This window comes from Streptomyces sp. NL15-2K (assembly GCF_030551255.1).
GTDB lineage: Bacteria > Actinomycetota > Actinomycetes > Streptomycetales > Streptomycetaceae > Streptomyces.
Window position 1 is genome coordinate 5,756,924 of sequence record NZ_CP130630.1, and the last position, 15,592, is coordinate 5,772,515.

At 68.0% G+C, this 15,592-nt stretch carries 16 protein-coding genes; 7 read left to right on the forward strand and 9 right to left on the reverse strand.

The genetic code is table 11. The features are described from left to right. Positions 1 to 31: 31 nt before the first annotated feature. Together trxB and trxA are read left to right on the forward strand one after the other, a co-directional pair. On the forward strand, positions 32 to 1,000 hold the full coding sequence (gene trxB, locus Q4V64_RS25815; protein ID WP_124440741.1) for a thioredoxin-disulfide reductase: 969 nt from the start codon (positions 32 to 34) through the stop codon (positions 998 to 1,000). Positions 1,001 to 1,041: 41 nt separating this feature from the next. Further along, positions 1,042 to 1,374: a thioredoxin gene (gene trxA, locus Q4V64_RS25820; RefSeq protein WP_124440740.1), complete on the forward strand. Its 333-nt coding sequence runs from the start codon at positions 1,042 to 1,044 to the stop codon at positions 1,372 to 1,374. 80 nt (positions 1,375 to 1,454) lie between these two features. Here the strand turns inward: trxA and Q4V64_RS25825 are convergent, their stop codons facing one another. From Q4V64_RS25825 to rpmH, 9 genes are all read right to left on the reverse strand, one after another. Next, the gene (locus Q4V64_RS25825) at positions 1,455 to 2,072 is read right to left on the reverse strand and encodes a GNAT family N-acetyltransferase (RefSeq protein WP_124440739.1); all 618 of its coding nucleotides are present in this window, start codon (positions 2,070 to 2,072) and stop codon (positions 1,455 to 1,457) included. A gap of 328 nt (positions 2,073 to 2,400) precedes the next feature. Continuing rightward, positions 2,401 to 3,501, reverse strand: coding sequence for a ParB/RepB/Spo0J family partition protein (locus tag Q4V64_RS25830; protein ID WP_124440738.1), 1,101 nt, complete (start codon positions 3,499 to 3,501; stop codon positions 2,401 to 2,403). Further along, entirely contained in the window at positions 3,498 to 4,571 is a 1,074-nt protein-coding gene (locus Q4V64_RS25835) for a ParA family protein (protein ID WP_124440800.1), read from the reverse strand. The genes Q4V64_RS25830 and Q4V64_RS25835 overlap by 4 nt, the downstream gene beginning before the upstream one ends. 310 nt (positions 4,572 to 4,881) lie before the next feature. Beyond that, positions 4,882 to 5,601, reverse strand: coding sequence for a 16S rRNA (guanine(527)-N(7))-methyltransferase RsmG (rsmG, locus tag Q4V64_RS25840; RefSeq protein ID WP_124440737.1), 720 nt, complete (start codon positions 5,599 to 5,601; stop codon positions 4,882 to 4,884). A gap of 125 nt (positions 5,602 to 5,726) precedes the next feature. Next, on the reverse strand, positions 5,727 to 6,239 hold the full coding sequence (locus Q4V64_RS25845; protein ID WP_124440736.1) for a R3H domain-containing nucleic acid-binding protein: 513 nt from the start codon (positions 6,237 to 6,239) through the stop codon (positions 5,727 to 5,729). Between the two features lie 15 nt (positions 6,240 to 6,254). Beyond that, positions 6,255 to 7,523: a membrane protein insertase YidC gene (yidC, locus tag Q4V64_RS25850; protein ID WP_124440735.1), complete on the reverse strand. Its 1,269-nt coding sequence runs from the start codon at positions 7,521 to 7,523 to the stop codon at positions 6,255 to 6,257. 3 nt (positions 7,524 to 7,526) lie between these two features. Next, positions 7,527 to 7,880, reverse strand: a complete 354-nt coding sequence (gene yidD / locus Q4V64_RS25855) for a membrane protein insertion efficiency factor YidD (RefSeq protein WP_124440734.1) — start codon at positions 7,878 to 7,880, stop codon at positions 7,527 to 7,529. Continuing rightward, entirely contained in the window at positions 7,877 to 8,248 is a 372-nt protein-coding gene (gene rnpA, locus Q4V64_RS25860) for a ribonuclease P protein component (protein ID WP_124440733.1), read from the reverse strand. The genes yidD and rnpA overlap by 4 nt, the downstream gene beginning before the upstream one ends. A 21-nt stretch (positions 8,249 to 8,269) precedes the next feature. Beyond that, entirely contained in the window at positions 8,270 to 8,407 is a 138-nt protein-coding gene (rpmH, locus tag Q4V64_RS25865) for a 50S ribosomal protein L34 (protein ID WP_006381191.1), read from the reverse strand. Positions 8,408 to 8,779: 372 nt separating this feature from the next. Between rpmH and dnaA the strand changes: the two genes are divergently transcribed. The 5 genes from dnaA (at position 8,780) to Q4V64_RS25890 (ending at position 15,548) form a co-directional block, all read left to right on the forward strand. Beyond that, the gene (gene dnaA, locus Q4V64_RS25870; RefSeq protein WP_124440732.1) at positions 8,780 to 10,765 is read left to right on the forward strand and encodes a chromosomal replication initiator protein DnaA; all 1,986 of its coding nucleotides are present in this window, start codon (positions 8,780 to 8,782) and stop codon (positions 10,763 to 10,765) included. 869 nt (positions 10,766 to 11,634) lie between these two features. Further along, on the forward strand, positions 11,635 to 12,765 hold the full coding sequence (dnaN, locus tag Q4V64_RS25875) for a DNA polymerase III subunit beta (protein WP_124440731.1): 1,131 nt from the start codon (positions 11,635 to 11,637) through the stop codon (positions 12,763 to 12,765). A 169-nt stretch (positions 12,766 to 12,934) separates the two neighbouring features. After that, on the forward strand, positions 12,935 to 13,810 hold the full coding sequence (gene gnd, locus Q4V64_RS25880; protein ID WP_124440730.1) for a phosphogluconate dehydrogenase (NAD(+)-dependent, decarboxylating): 876 nt from the start codon (positions 12,935 to 12,937) through the stop codon (positions 13,808 to 13,810). Positions 13,811 to 13,881: 71 nt separating this feature from the next. Continuing rightward, positions 13,882 to 15,003, forward strand: coding sequence for a DNA replication/repair protein RecF (recF, locus tag Q4V64_RS25885; protein WP_124440729.1), 1,122 nt, complete (start codon positions 13,882 to 13,884; stop codon positions 15,001 to 15,003). Then, the gene (locus tag Q4V64_RS25890; RefSeq protein ID WP_124440728.1) at positions 15,000 to 15,548 is read left to right on the forward strand and encodes a DciA family protein; all 549 of its coding nucleotides are present in this window, start codon (positions 15,000 to 15,002) and stop codon (positions 15,546 to 15,548) included. The genes recF and Q4V64_RS25890 overlap by 4 nt, the downstream gene beginning before the upstream one ends. The last annotated feature ends 44 nt before the right edge of the window (positions 15,549 to 15,592 follow it).

Here is a 15,592-nt window from a genome sequence, read left to right on the forward strand (position 1 = left end):
ACGACGTAGTCCAGAGACGAGGAATCAAGCCGTGAGCGACGTCCGAAACGTGATCATCATCGGCTCCGGGCCCGCCGGCTATACGGCGGCGCTTTATACCGCGCGCGCGTCGCTGAAGCCGCTGGTGTTCGAGGGCGCCGTCACCGCAGGTGGTGCGCTGATGAACACCACCGACGTGGAGAACTTCCCGGGCTTCCAGGACGGCATCATGGGCCCCGAGCTCATGGACAACATGCGCGCTCAGGCCGAGCGCTTCGGCGCAGAGCTCATTCCGGACGACATCGTCAACGTCGACCTGACCGGTGAGATCAAGACCGTCATCGACACCACAGGCACGGTCCACAAGGCGAAGGCCGTCATCGTGGCCACCGGCTCGCAGCACCGCAAGCTCGGCCTCCCGAACGAGGACGCCCTTTCCGGCCGCGGTGTCTCCTGGTGCGCCACCTGTGACGGCTTCTTCTTCAAGGACCAGGACATCGCCGTGATCGGCGGCGGCGACACCGCAATGGAGGAGGCCACCTTCCTCTCTCGGTTCGCCAAGTCCGTGACGGTCGTCCACCGCCGGGACACCCTGCGCGCCTCCAAGGCGATGCAGGACCGCGCCTTCGCCGACCCGAAGATCAAGTTCGTGTGGGACAGCGAGGTCGCCGAGGTCCAGGGCGACCAGAAGCTGACCGGCCTGAAGCTGCGCAACGTCAAGACCGGCGAGCTGTCGGACCTGGCCGTGACGGGCCTCTTCATCGCGATCGGCCACGACCCGCGCACCGAGCTCTTCAAGGGCCAGCTCGAACTGGACGAAGAGGGCTACCTGAAGGTCGACGCTCCCTCGACCCGGACCAACCTGACCGGTGTCTTCGGCGCCGGTGACGTGGTCGACCACACCTACCGCCAGGCGATCACCGCGGCCGGTACCGGCTGTTCCGCCGCCCTCGACGCAGAGCGCTTCCTCGCCGCCCTCGCGGACGAGGAGAAGGCCGAGCCCGAGAAGACCTCTGTCTGACCCCCATCCGCCCCACGCACCAACCAGTTAAGGAGCCCGCCGTGGCCGGCACCCTGAAGCACGTGACCGACGACTCTTTCGAGCAGGACGTCCTCAAGAGCGACAAGCCCGTCCTGGTGGATTTCTGGGCCGCCTGGTGCGGTCCGTGCCGCCAGATCGCTCCGTCCCTCGAGGCGATCGCCGCCGAGTACGGCGACAAGATCGAGGTCGTCAAGCTGAACATTGACGAGAACCCGGGTACGGCCGCCAAGTACGGCGTCATGTCCATCCCGACCCTCAACGTCTACCAGCGCGGCGAGGTCGCCAAGACCATTGTCGGTGCGAAGCCGAAGGCCGCGATCGTCCGCGACCTTGAGGACTTCATCGCCGAGTGAACGGCTGAGGCGTCGAGCTGATGGCGCATGTTTCACGTGAAACACGAATGGGCCACCCCGGCCGGGGTGGCCCATTCGCATTAGAGGGGTCGCAACGCCGGCTCCTTCTGTACGGCCCCCAGCAACCGGTCCAGCGCCATCTCCACGTCTTCTTTCCAGGAGAGGGTCGTCCGTAGCTCCAGCCTCAGGCGCGGGTACGTGGGATGGGGCCTGACCGTCTTGAAGCCCACCGCCAGGAGATGGTCGGCGGGCAGGAGGCACGCAGGTTCCTTCCATCGCGCATCTCCGAAGGCCTCGATCGCCTTGAATCCGCGCCGCAGCAGGTCCTTGGCGACTGTCTGGACCATCACCCGGCCCAGTCCCTGCCCCTGGTAACCCGGCATGATGAACGCCGTCATCAGCTGTACCGCGTCAGGAGAGACGGGGCTCGTGGGAAACGCCGTCGAACGCGGAACATAGGCGGGAGGGGCATAGAGCACGAAGCCCACCGGCACGTCGTCGACGTAGACGACCCGTCCGCAAGATCCCCAGTCCAGCAGAACGGCGGAGATCCAGGCTTCCTTCTCCAGGGCGGGCGTTCCTGCTTTTACCGCGGCTTCACCGCTGACCGGGTCCAACTCCCAGAAGACACACGTGCGACAGCGCTTGGGAATGTCCTGAAGGTTGTCCAGCGTGAGCGGTACGAGCCGGCGCCCCATGAAGGCTGTTCCTCGCTTCCTTCGCCCGCCGCGTCGCGGGCGGCCGTCAGAGCGCTCCGTTCCCTGAGCAGGCTGCCGACGAAGCCGCCGACCGCGCCCAGACCCAGGCCCGCGCTCACCAGTCCGGTGCGGTTCACCGTTCGCATGGCCCCCTGCCTCCCCTCACAGGTGCTGCCGGGTGGATGCGCCATACCCGTACGCATCGTATCCACGATGCGATTCCATCGATACTGCCTGAAAGCAAAGAGCGGGCCGTGTTCCGGTACACACCGGACACGGCCCGCTCTGCCGGTCAGCCGGGCTCGATACCACCCGCCCGACCGGAGGCTCAGCCTTCCGGCTCCTCGTCCTCGCTCTCCGAAAGGCTCTTCTGAAGGGCCAGCTTCTCGCCCGGAGCGAGCGTGCTGAGGATCCGCTCGAGGTCCTCCGGGGAGGCGAACTCGACGGTGATCCTGCCCTTCTTCTGGCCCAGCTCGACCTTCACCCGCGTCTCGAAGCGGTCCGAGAGACGGGTCGCGAGGTCGGTCAGCGCCGGCGAGACCCGGGTACCGGCCCGAGGCCCCTTGGCCCGCTGAGCCGCCTGCGGCCGTGACCCCATCAGGGTCACGATCTCCTCGACGGCCCGCACCGAAAGGCCCTCGGCCACGATCCGGTGCGCCAGCCGGTCCTGCTCCTCCGAGTCGTCGACGGAGAGCAGAGCCCGTGCGTGCCCGGCGGAGAGCACCCCGGCGGCCACGCGGCGCTGGACCGCCGGCGAGAGCTTCAGCAGACGCAGGGTGTTGGAGACCTGCGGGCGGGACCGGCCGATGCGGTCCGCCAGCTGGTCGTGCGTGCAGTTGAAGTCCTTCAGGAGCTGGTCGTAGGCAGCGGCCTCTTCCAGCGGGTTCAGCTGAGCACGGTGGAGGTTCTCCAGCAGAGCGTCCAGAAGGAGCTTCTCGTCCTCCGTTGCCCGCACGATCGCCGGGATCGCCTCCAGCCCCGCCTCACGGCAGGCCCGCCAGCGCCGCTCGCCCATGATGAGCTCGTAGCGCGCCGGACCCAGCTGCCGTACGACGACCGGCTGGAGGAGACCGACTTCCTTGATGGAGGTGACGAGCTCCTGCAGCGCATCTTCGTCGAAGACCTCACGCGGCTGGCGCGGGTTCGGCGTGATGGAGTCGAGGGGGATCTCCGCGAAGTGGGCACCCATGGGAGACGCGGGCGTCTCCACAGGGCCGTTCGTCGACGGCTCCTCCGTTTCATGTGAAACAGGCGGCAGTGTGGCCACCTTCGCCGCTGCCACGCCGCGGTCGGTGGTCAGCACCGGCACTGCCGCCGGGGACGTCGAAGCAGTGCTCCCCGGCGCAGCCGGAGCCACCGCCTTCTCTGTCGGGGCAGCAGGGATCAGTGCGCCGAGACCACGGCCCAAACCCCTCCGTCGCTCGCTCACTGGATCCCCTCCACCATGCTCGGGTCGCTCTGTGCGCCGATGTGGGCGTGCGTCGCGTCGTAGGAGACGCCGACACCCTTCAACGCGATTTCTCGTGCCGCCTCAAGATAGGACAGGGCACCGCTCGATCCTGGATCGTAGGTCAACACCGTCTGTCCGTAGCTCGGCGCCTCGGAGATACGGACGGAGCGGGGAATGCTCGTCCGCAGCACCTCGTCGCCGAAGTGGCTGCGCACCTCGTCCGCGACCTGGGACGCAAGCCGCGTCCGGCCGTCGTACATGGTGAGCAGGATCGTCGATACGTGCAGATCAGGGTTGAGATGCCCCCGCACCAGATCGACGTTGCGCAGCAACTGGCCCAGGCCCTCCAGCGCGTAGTACTCGCACTGGATCGGGATGAGGACTTCCTGGCCGGCGACCAGCGCGTTGACCGTCAGCAGGCCGAGCGAGGGCGGGCAGTCGATGAGGATGTAGTCCAGCGGCTGCTCGTACGCCTGGATGGCTCGCTGCAACCTGCTCTCCCGGGCCACCAGGGACACCAGCTCGATCTCCGCACCGGCGAGATCGATCGTGGCAGGGGCACAGAAGAGACCCTCGACATCAGGGACGGGCTGGACGACTTCCGCGAGCGGCTTGCTCTCGACCAGGACGTCGTAAATGGAAGGGACTTCGGCGTGATGGTCGATACCCAGCGCGGTGGACGCGTTGCCCTGCGGGTCAAGGTCGATCACCAGGACACGGCCGCCATGCAGAGCCAGCGAAGCGGCAAGATTGACGGTCGTTGTCGTCTTGCCCACCCCGCCCTTCTGGTTGGCGACCACCATGACGCGGGTCTGCTCGGGCCGTGGCAGGCCCTCACCGGCGCGACCTAGCGCCTCCACCGCCAGTTGGGCAGCACGACCGATCGGAGTGTCGTCCATCGGGGGCGGTGTTTCACGTGAAACATCCTCCCCCATCGACTCGGTACGGGGACCGGGGACCGGATCGGTCATCGGTCCCGCGATGTTGGCGTCGGACCGCAAGGATTCACTCTCCTCGACTTCAGGCTCGCAATGAACAGAGCCTCCCATGCCTTCGGGGTCGTGAACCAGTGAGGCCTGTTGTTCTGTGGAGAAATCCACCTCTGTGGACAACTCCGGTCCCTCATCGAGTGAACCGAGGGGCTTGCGGTCGCGGGGTTCGGCCGCGGCCCGGCCCCGGCTGATGATGCCGTGCAGCAGTGAGCGACGTTTCACGTGAAACACGATGCACAGCAGCAGAGGTGGAATTGCCGCGACACTCCGGCATGCGTAGGTTTGGCAGCTTGTGTGGAGTACCTCTCGTCGTCAGGACGGGTCAGCGGTCGCCTCCGAGCCGTTCTCCAGCCGCGATCCCGACGCGCTATCCGCGACGCCGACGCGCCCGACCTGTCCGAGCAGCCTTCGCACGCTTCGCCGCGAAGCGCACACCACCAGGACTCTCCCCGACCTCGACCCGTACGACCGTGGACGGCGGATCCACAACACCCTCACCCACATGCAGGATCGACGTCCCCACGGCGCCGAGCTTGCTCAGGGCGGTCGCCGCGCTCTTGAGCTCTTCCTCCGCCGCGTCGCCCTTGAGCGCGAGCATCTCCCCGTACGGACGCAACAGCGGAATGCCCCAGGTCGCCAACCGGTCCAGCGGGGCCACGGCTCGCGCCGTCACCACATGGACGGGTGTGAGTTTTCCCATGACCTCCTCGGCCCGGCCGCGGACGACCGTCACATGGTCCAGGCCCAACAGCTCGACGACCTCGGTCAGGAATGTGGTGCGTCGCAGCAGGGGTTCCAGCAGGGTGATCTTCAAGTCTTCCCGGACGAGGGCCAGGGGGATGCCGGGCAGGCCCGCGCCCGAACCGACGTCGCACACCGTCACACCCTCGGGAACGACTTCTGAGAGAACCGCGCAGTTCAGCAGGTGCCGCTCCCACAGTCGGGGCACTTCGCGCGGGCCGATCAGGCCGCGCTGCACGCCCGCCTCGGCGAGCAGCTCCGCGTATCGGACCGCATCCGCGAAGCGATCACCGAACACCTCTCGCGCCTGCTCGGGCACAGGGGGAAGCTCCGCTGCCTCCGTCACGGGGACCGTCCTTCCATTCGGCGTCGGCGCACCGAGCGCCGGCACCAGAACCACCAGAACTATCAGGCTGACAAAGTTCGGCCCCGCCTGCCGGGCAGACGGGGCCGGAGGAACGTACGGACCGATCAGGCAGGAAGCACAACGACGAAGCGCTGCGGCTCCTCGCCCTCGGACTCGCTGCGCAGGCCGGCGGCCTTGACCGCGTCGTGCACGACCTTGCGCTCGAACGGCGTCATCGGATTCAGCTTCACGGCCTCGCCGGTGTTCTTGACCTCGGCGGCGGCCTTGGCGCCCAGCTCGGACAGCTCGGTGCGCTTCTTGGCCCGGTAGCCGGCGATGTCCAGCATCAGCCGGCTGCGGTCCCCGGTATCCCGGTGGACGGCCAGGCGCGTGAGCTCCTGCAGGGCTTCCAGCACCTCGCCGTCGCGGCCGACCAGCTTCTGCAGGTCTCGGCTGCCCGCGTCGCTGATGATCGACACAGCGGCCCGGTCGGCCTCGACGTCCATGTCGATGTCGCCGTCGAGATCAGCGATGTCCAGCAGACCCTCGAGGTAGTCCGCCGCGATCTCGCCCTCCTGCTCCAGGCGGGTCAGGGTGTCTGCACCCTCGGCAGCGGCGGAGGTGGTGCCTTCCGTCACGGGATGGACTCCTTCTTACTTCTTGGACGGGGACTTGGGCCGCTGCGGGCCCTTGCGCTGTCCGGACTGGGCCTTGCTGCGGGTACCGCCGCCGCTCTTCTGAGTGCCCTTCTTGGCTGAAGCGGCGGGCTTGGCGTCCTCGGGCTCGTCGGACTTGCTCAGCGAGGTGGTCTCGCCGGCAGCCTTCGTGGCGCCGGACTGGCGCTGGGCCTTGGTCTGCCGCTTGGGCTGCTGACGCTTGGGAGCGGCGGCGCTCGTCGGCGTACCGTCCTCGGCCTGGGCGGCCACAGCGGTCTCGCTCTTCACCACGGTGCCGTCGGTCTGGGCCGCGAGGCCCGCCTTGTTCAGACCGTTGATGAACTTGCGCTCGAACTCGTTACGGTCGCGCCCCTTGGCCACGATGGCCTTGACGATGGCCTTCTCACCGCGTCCGCGCGTCTTGCCGTGGTGCGTGACGTGCTTGTACAGGCGCTCCAGGTACGCGGCCTGGGCCTTGGAGCCCGGGGTCGGGTTGTTGTGGATGACGTACATCTGCTGGCCCATGGTCCACACGTTGGTGGTCAGCCAGTAGACGAGGACACCGACCGGGAAGTTGATGCCGAAGACGGCGAACATGACGGGGAAGACGTACATCAGCATCTTCTGCTGCTGCATGAACGGCGTCTTCACCGTGGTGTCGACGTTCTTCGTCATCAGCTGGCGCTGCGTGTAGAACTGCGACGCCGACATCAGGACGATCATGATCGCGGTGACGACCCGGACGTCGGTCAGCGAGGCGCCGAGCTCGGCGACCTTGCTGGAGCTGTCCGTGAACTTCGCGGCGAGCGGGGCACCGACGATGTGCGCCTTACGGGCGCTTTCCAGCAACTGGTCGTCGATGACGCCGATCGTCTTGCCGGTCGCGATGCTGTTGAGCACGTGGTACAGGGCGAAGAAGAACGGCGACTGCGCCAGGATGGGAAGGCACGAGGAGAGCGGGTTGGTACCCGTCTCCTTGTACAGCTTCATCATCTCTTCGGACTGACGCTGTTTGTCGTTCTTGTAGCGCTCCTGGATCTTCTTCATCTCGGGCTGGAGCGTCTGCATGGCCCGGGTCGCCTTGATCTGCTTCACGAAGAGCGGGATCAGGCAGATACGGATCAGGATCACCAGGGACACGATGGACAGGCCCCAGGCCCACCCGGTGTCATCGCCGAAGAGGGCGCCGTACACCGTGTGGAACTGGACGATGACCCAGGAGACAGGTGTCGTGATGAAGCTGAAGAAGCTGGCAATCGTGTCCACTAATCATGCTCCTTGGGCATGGGACGGGGTCTCTGCGGCCGGGCTCATGGGAGCCTGCCCCTCGGTGGCCGGTTCGGCGGCGGAGGGCCCGCCCTTGCGTGCACGCCAGGCGTTACGCAGCAATTCGTGCCACCGCGGACGCTTGCGCGGCGGGACATGGTCCACGCCGCCCAGCGACCACGGATTGCACCTGAGGATGCGCCAGGCCGTGAGTGCCGTGCCCTTGATCGCACCATGCCGGTCGATGGCCTGGTAGCCGTAGTGGGAGCACGACGGGTAGTACTTGCACACCGGCCCGAGCAGCGGGCTGATGGTCCACTGGTACAGCTTGATCAGCGCCAGCAGCGGGTACTTCATCGCGCGCCCCCTCCCAGCAGCCGCTGAAGGGCGGCATCCAGGTCTTGGGCCAGTTGTGCATGGTCGGCGTCGCCCGCACCGGGCAGCGCTCGTACGACTACCAGGCTACCGGGGGGCAACAGGGCGACTCGATCGCGCATCAGATGGCGAAGCCTGCGCTTCACCTTGTTGCGCACCACCGCACCGCCCACGGCTTTGCTCACGACGAAACCCGCACGCGTCGGGGGAGCGCTCTCCCCAGGCGCGTGCGGGTCCGTGGCACCGCTACGAAGGTGGACGACGAGAGACGGGCGTCCGGCCCGACGCCCCCGTCGTACCGCGGTCGCGAAGTCCTCGCGCCGCCTCAGCCGGTTCTCGGTGGGCAGCACGATGTCATGACCTGACCGGAATCAGGCGGACAGGCTGGCGCGACCCTTGCCACGACGGTTCGCGAGAATCGCGCGGCCGGCGCGGGTGCGCATCCGCAGGCGGAAGCCGTGGGTCTTGGCACGACGACGGTTGTTCGGCTGGAAGGTGCGCTTGCTCACTCGGGGGCTCCAGAAAGAAATCGGGGTTTGCGGGGTGCCGTCTTGGCTGTCACCGTGCGCCCACGAGTAGCTCGCGTCACGCCCGAGTGCACCGCTGACCGATCACCCAAATGATCTGTGCCCATCGGAGGCAGGCGGCAGCAGCCATCGACAACTCGACCTGGTTACGGTACGCGCGGCTGCGCCATCCGGTCAAACCAGCGGCCACGAGGAGACACTATCCACAGCCTGGGGACAACAACTTGAACCGCAGCCGTCGCCCTGACTACCGTGGCTGGACTCCGAACTGTTCCCTCGAACCCGCCCCACCCCATTTGAATCCCGACCCGTCCCGAACCACACGTTCGTGGGACCCGTGAGAGAGCGTGCCCTGTGGCTGACGTACCTGCCGATCTTGCCGCAGTGTGGCCACGAGTGATGGAGCAGCTTCTCGGTGAGGGCCGCGGGCAGGGGGTCGAGGCCAAGGACGAGCACTGGATCCGGCGCTGCCAGCCGCTCGCGCTGGTCGCGGACACGGCCCTGCTCGCCGTGCCGAACGAATTCGCGAAGGGCGTACTGGAGGGCCGACTGGCCCCGATCGTCAGCGAGACGCTGAGCCGCGAGTGCGGTCGGCCGATCCGCATCGCGATCACCGTGGACGACTCCGCCGGCGAACCCCCGGCCCCGCCGGCCCGCCCCCAGCCGCGCTACGAGGAGCCCGAGCTCCCGTCGGGGCAGTACGAGGGATACGGCCGTCACCGCGCCGACGACTCCAGGTCCGGCCGCACGGAGCAGCCCCCCGGACCGCAGGGCGACCAGCTTCCGACCGCGCGCCCCGCATACCCTTCCGAGTATCAGCGCCCCGAACCCGGCGGCTGGCAGCGCCCGGCCCAGGACGAGTACAGCTGGCAGCAGCAGCGGCTCGGCTTCCCGGAGCGCGACCCGTACGCGTCGCCGTCGCAGGACGCGTACGGGCAGGAGTCGTACGGCTCTCCCGCACAGGATTCGTACGCGCCGCCGTCCCAGGACTACCGCCCGCAGTCGATGGAGCGCCCGTCGTACGACACACAGCGCCCCGACTACGACCAGCGACCCGAATACGACCCGCGACCCGAATACGACCCGCGACCGGACTACGGCTCCCGGTCGGACTACGACCGTCGACCGGACCGTGACTCGTCGCGCCCCGACTACACCCAGCGCGACACCCGCCGTGACCTGCCCGATCCTCCGTCCGGCGGCGGGCACGTCCACCGCGGTGGTCCCGTCGGTTCCCATCTGCCCACCACCGGGGCTCCCGGCCCGCTGGCCGCGCAGCCCGCGCCGGCGACCGGCCCGGGTGAGCCGACCGCGCGCCTGAACCCGAAGTACCTCTTCGACACGTTCGTCATCGGCGCCTCGAACCGGTTCGCGCACGCGGCCGCGGTCGCCGTCGCCGAGGCGCCCGCGAAGGCGTACAACCCCCTCTTCATCTACGGGGAGTCGGGACTCGGCAAGACCCACCTGCTGCACGCGATCGGGCACTACGCGCGCAGCCTGTACCCCGGTACGCGCGTGCGGTACGTGAGCTCGGAGGAGTTCACCAACGAGTTCATCAACTCCATCCGCGACGGCAAGGGCGACAGCTTTCGCAAGCGCTATCGCGAGATGGACATCCTGCTCGTCGACGACATCCAGTTCCTGGCGGACAAGGAGTCGACGCAGGAGGAGTTCTTCCACACCTTCAACACGCTCCACAACGCGAACAAGCAGATCGTGCTGTCCAGCGACCGGCCGCCGAAGCAGCTGGTCACGCTGGAGGACCGGCTGCGGAACCGTTTCGAATGGGGTCTGATCACCGACGTCCAGCCTCCCGAGCTGGAGACGCGCATCGCGATCCTGCGCAAGAAGGCGGTGCAGGAGCAGCTCAACGCCCCGCCGGAGGTGCTGGAGTTCATCGCCTCGCGGATCTCGCGGAACATCCGTGAGCTGGAGGGCGCGCTGATCCGGGTGACGGCGTTCGCCTCGCTCAACCGGCAGCCGGTGGACCTGGGCCTGACCGAGATCGTCCTCAAGGACCTGATCCCCGGCGGAGAGGACTCCACGCCCGAGATCACCTCGACGGCGATCATGAGCGCGACCGCCGACTACTTCGGCCTCACGGTCGAGGATCTGTGCGGCAGCTCGCGCGGCCGCCAGCTCGTCACGGCCCGGCAGATCGCCATGTACCTGTGCCGCGAGCTGACGGACCTCTCCCTGCCGAAGATCGGCGCGCTGTTCGGCGGTCGGGACCACACGACGGTGATGCACGCCGACCGCAAGATCCGCAATCTGATGGCGGAGCGGCGCTCCATCTACAACCAGGTCACGGAGCTCACCAACCGCATCAAGAACGGCTGACGGAGCAGCCGGCAGAGACAGTCGTACGGCGCCGAGGGCGCCCCGGGTCGAGATTCCCGGGGCGCCCTTCGTTGTTCCCGGGACACCTTCTGTTCGATTACCTGCCGCGTTACGGCCTCTCTCCACAGATCCGGCGACTTTTTCCCGTCCACATCCTGGGGACTGGGAAGTTGTCCAGATCGTGTCCACAGAGCACGCTGATGACAGACCATCAGACCAGGTCAGGTCCCTGTGGATTGGTGGACGAACGATCTCCACAGACTGTGGACGGAGAGCCGATCCACAGCCTGTGCACGAAGTTGTCCACCGGCAACCCACAGGCTGAGGCCGGTTGTCCCCAGTGATCCCCGGCTTCTCCACATCGCTGTCCACTGTTCGGCAACGCGACGCGCCTCCTCACCGACTCGAGTGAAAGGCGTCACACGAAGGTGCCGGGTTGGGCTGTGGGAAAGGTGGGTAAAGCTGGGGACGGCTCTGGGGAGAAGTGCCCTCAGGCTGTGCATGGGGTGTGCAGAACTTTCTGTTCTCCACAGAGAGCCCTGGTTGTCCACCGCTCCCGCCCACAGGGCCCGTGGACAAAATCTTGCTGCTGACCTGCGCAAACGGGGTTATCCACGGTATCCACAGGCCCTACTACTACTCCCGACTAGAGAGAGCGAGGAATCCGTTTCGAAGGGGGTCCTGTGCACAACTCGCTGTCCGGCGCCCGGCTGCCCCTCGTCACGACTTGACCCCGAGAGGCACCTACTGTCAGTGGGGTGCGTCAGACTGTTCCCCGTGTCCTTCCCCTCACAGGGGCTGAAGACACCGAGTCAGACGACGAAGCCAGGCAGGCCGAGCAGCGCCGGCAACAGCAGGAGGCGGCAACAGTGAAGATCCGGGTGGAACGCGACGTACTCGCGGAGGCAGTGGCCTGGGCGGCACGCAGCCTCCCGGCCCGTCCGCCGGCGCCTGTCCTCGCCGGCCTCCTGCTGAAGGCCGAGGACGGCCAGCTGAGCCTGTCCAGCTTCGACTACGAGGTCTCGGCGCGGGTGTCCGTGGAGGCGGAGGTCGAGGAGGAGGGCACGGTCCTCGTCTCCGGCCGGCTGCTCGCCGACATCTCCCGCGCCCTCCCCAACCGCCCGGTGGAGATTTCCACAGAGGGTGTACGGGCGACAGTGGTCTGCGGCTCCTCGCGGTTCACACTCCACACCCTGCCTGTGGAGGAGTACCCGGCGCTGCCGCAGATGCCGAACGCCACGGGCACGGTCCCCGGCGAGGTCTTCGCGGCCGCGGCCGCCCAGGTGGCCATCGCCGCCGGCCGTGACGACACGCTGCCCGTCCTCACCGGTGTGCGCATCGAGATCGAGGGCGACACGGTGACGCTGGCGTCCACCGACCGGTACCGCTTCGCGGTCCGCGAGTTCCTGTGGAAGCCGGAGAACCCGGAGGCCTCCGCGGTCGCCCTGGTGCCCGCCAAGACGCTCCTGGACACCGCCAAGGCGCTCACGAGCGGCGACAGCGTCATCCTGGCGCTGTCCGGCGGGGGCTCGGGCGAGGGCCTCATCGGCTTCGAGGGCGCCGGCCGCCGTACGACGACCCGTCTCCTGGAGGGCGACCTCCCGAAGTACCGCTCGCTGTTCCCGACGGAGTTCAACTCCGTGGCTGTCATCGAGACCGCCCCCTTCGTGGAGGCCGTCAAGCGCGTGGCCCTGGTCGCCGAGCGCAACACCCCGGTGCGGCTCAGCTTCGAGCAGGGCGTGCTGATCCTGGAGGCCGGCTCCAGCGACGACGCACAGGCTGTGGAAAGGGTCGACGCACAGCTGGAGGGCGACGACGTCTCGATCGCCTTCAACCCGACCTTCCTGCTGGACGGCCTGAGCGCCATCGACTCCCCGGTGGCCCAGCTGTCCTTCACGACGTCCACCAAGCCCGCGCTGCTCAGCGGCAAGTCGGCTGTGGACGCGGAGGCGGACGATGCCTACAAGTACCTGATCATGCCGGTGCGGCTGAGCGGCTGAGCGCCCCCTTCAGGAAACCCGCAGGTCGGGACGTACGCATGAGCGCGTATGCCCACAGATGTGCGCGAGCGTCCGGGTTTAGGCTCGGACGCAGGTACGAAAGTGCCGCGGTACGAATGCCCGTACGGGAGTGCCGTCACGCCACGTCGCAAAACCTAAGGAACAACTGATGGAGCTCGGTCTCGTCGGCCTCGGCAAGATGGGCGGCAACATGCGCGAGCGGATACGCCGCGCAGGCCACACCGTCGTCGGATACGACCGCAACCCGGACCTCGCCGATGTCCACAGCCTCGAAGAGCTTGTGGGCAAGCTCAAGGGCCCGCGCGTCGTATGGGTGATGGTCCCGGCCGGTGCCGCGACCCAGTCGACCGTCGACGAGCTCGCCGAGCTCCTGGAGCCCGGTGACGTGGTCGTGGACGGCGGGAACTCACGCTGGACGGACGACGAGAAGCACGCCGAGGAGCTGGCGGCCAAGGGCATCGGCTTCGTCGACTGCGGCGTCTCCGGCGGCGTCTGGGGCCTGGAGAACGGCTACGCGCTGATGTACGGCGGCGACGCGGAGAACGTCGCCAAGGTGCAGCCGATCTTCGACGCGCTCAAGCCCGAGGGCGAGGCCGGTTCGGTGCACGCCGGCAAGGTGGGCGCGGGCCACTTCGCGAAGATGGTCCACAACGGCATCGAGTACGCGATGATGCAGGCCTACGCCGAGGGCTGGGAGCTCCTGGAGAAGGTCGACTCCGTGACCGACGTCCGGGAGGTCTTCCGCTCCTGGCAGGAGGGCACCGTCATCCGTTCCTGGCTGCTCGACCTCGCGGTCAACGCCCTCGACGAGGACGAGCACCTGGACAGGCTCAGGGGTTTTGCACAGGACTCCGGCGAGGGACGCTGGACTGTGGAAGCCGCCATCGACAACGCCGTGCCGCTCCCCGCGATCACGGCCTCCCTCTTCGCGCGGTTCGCGTCACGCCAGGAGGACTCACCGCAGATGAAGATGATCGCGGCGCTGCGGAACCAGTTCGGCGGCCACGCGGTCGAGAGCAAGTAACGCCAGTCGAGAAGAAGTCATCCACAGGACCGCCCGGCGGTCCACAACCTGGGGGAGGTCGGCGCACGACCATGCACGTCACGCATCTGTCGCTGGCCGACTTCCGCTCGTACGCCCGGGTCGAAGTTCCGCTCGACCCGGGCGTCACCGCCTTCGTCGGCCCGAACGGGCAGGGCAAGACGAACCTCGTCGAGGCGATCGGCTACCTCGCCACCCTCGGCAGCCACCGCGTCTCCTCCGACGCCCCCCTCGTCCGCATGGGCGCCGACCGCGCGGTCATCCGGGCGCAGGTGCGGCAGGGCGAGCGGCAGCAACTGATCGAGCTGGAGCTGAACCCGGGCAGGGCGAACCGCGCCCGGATCAACAGGTCCTCGCAGGTCAGGCCGCGTGACGTGCTGGGCATCGTGCGAACCGTCATGTTCGCCCCCGAGGACCTCGCGCTGGTCAAGGGGGACCCCGGGGAGCGACGCCGGTTCCTCGACGAGCTGATCACCGCCCGCTCCCCGCGCATGGCCGGCGTCCGCTCCGACTACGACCGGGTCCTCAAGCAGCGCAACACCCTGCTCAAGTCGGCCGCGCTGGCCCGCCGGCACGGCGGCCGCTCCATGGACCTGTCCACACTCGACGTCTGGGACCAGCACCTCGCGCGGGTGGGCGGCGAACTGCTCGCCCAGCGTCTCGACCTGGTCGCCGCGCTTCAGCCGCTCGCCGACAAGGCGTACGAACAGCTGGCCCCGGGCGGCGGCCCGGTCGCCCTGGAGTACAAATCGTCCGCGCCCGGCGAGGGGCACACGCGGGAGGACCTCTACGAGCAGCTGATGGCCGCGCTGGCCGACGCCCGCAAGCAGGAGATCGAGCGGGGCGTCACCCTCGTAGGGCCTCATCGGGACGATGTGACGCTCAAACTCGGTCAGCTGCCCGCCAAGGGATACGCCTCGCACGGTGAGTCGTGGTCGTACGCTCTGGCGTTGCGCCTGGCGTCGTACGACCTGCTCAGAGCCGAGGGCAACGAGCCGGTGCTCGTCCTCGACGACGTCTTCGCCGAGCTGGACACCCGTCGCCGCGAACGCCTGGCCGAGCTCGTCGCGCCCGGCGAGCAGGTCCTGGTGACCGCCGCGGTCGACGACGACGTACCGCAGGTACTGACCGGAACGCGGTTCACCGTGTCGGACGGGACGGTGGAGCGCGCATGAGCACCGAAAAGGATCCCGCAAAGGATCCCGCGCCCAAGAAGAGTCCCGAACCCTCCGGCGTCGACCTCGCGCGCGTGGCGCTCAGGGCGGCGAAGGAACAGGCACGCGCGCGTGGGGACGCGGCGCAGCAGAAGAAGCAGGCGCGGCGCGGGGGCCTGCGCTCCGGCGCGCGCGCCGACGGTCGCGACCCCATGGCGCTGGGCGCCGCCATCAACCGCCTCATCACCGAGCGCGGTTGGGAAGCCCCGGCCGCGGTGGGCGGCGTGATGGGCCGCTGGCCGCAGATCGTCGGCGAGGACCTGGCCAACCACTGCGTACCCGAGCAGTACGACGAGGACGAGCGGGTCCTGGTCGTACGCTGCGACTCCACGGCCTGGGCGACGAACCTGCGCCTGCTCGCCCCCCAGTTGGTCGCGCGCCTCAACGAGGACCTCGGTCACGGCGCGGTGAAGATGATCAAGGTGCACGGCCCCAGTGGCCCGGCCCGCCGCTACGGGCCGCTGCGCGCCCCCGGCAGCACGGGTCCCGGCGACACCTATGGGTGAGGTACATCACAGTCGCAGAGGTTCCGGCGACCTTGTCGTGCAAC

Excerpts from the sequence above, each read along its gene's own strand:
- gnd (WP_124440730.1), top strand. The coding sequence starts at position 12,935 with ATGGAGCTCGGTCTCGTCGGCCTCGGCAAGATGGGCGGCAACATGCGC.
- Q4V64_RS25825 (WP_124440739.1), bottom strand. The coding sequence starts at position 2,072 with ATGGGGCGCCGGCTCGTACCGCTCACGCTGGACAACCTTCAGGACATT.
- recF (WP_124440729.1), top strand. The coding sequence starts at position 13,882 with ATGCACGTCACGCATCTGTCGCTGGCCGACTTCCGCTCGTACGCCCGG.
- Q4V64_RS25835 (WP_124440800.1), bottom strand. The coding sequence starts at position 4,571 with ATGGGAGGCTCTGTTCATTGCGAGCCTGAAGTCGAGGAGAGTGAATCC.
- Q4V64_RS25890 (WP_124440728.1), top strand. The coding sequence starts at position 15,000 with ATGAGCACCGAAAAGGATCCCGCAAAGGATCCCGCGCCCAAGAAGAGT.
- yidD (WP_124440734.1), bottom strand. The coding sequence starts at position 7,880 with ATGAAGTACCCGCTGCTGGCGCTGATCAAGCTGTACCAGTGGACCATC.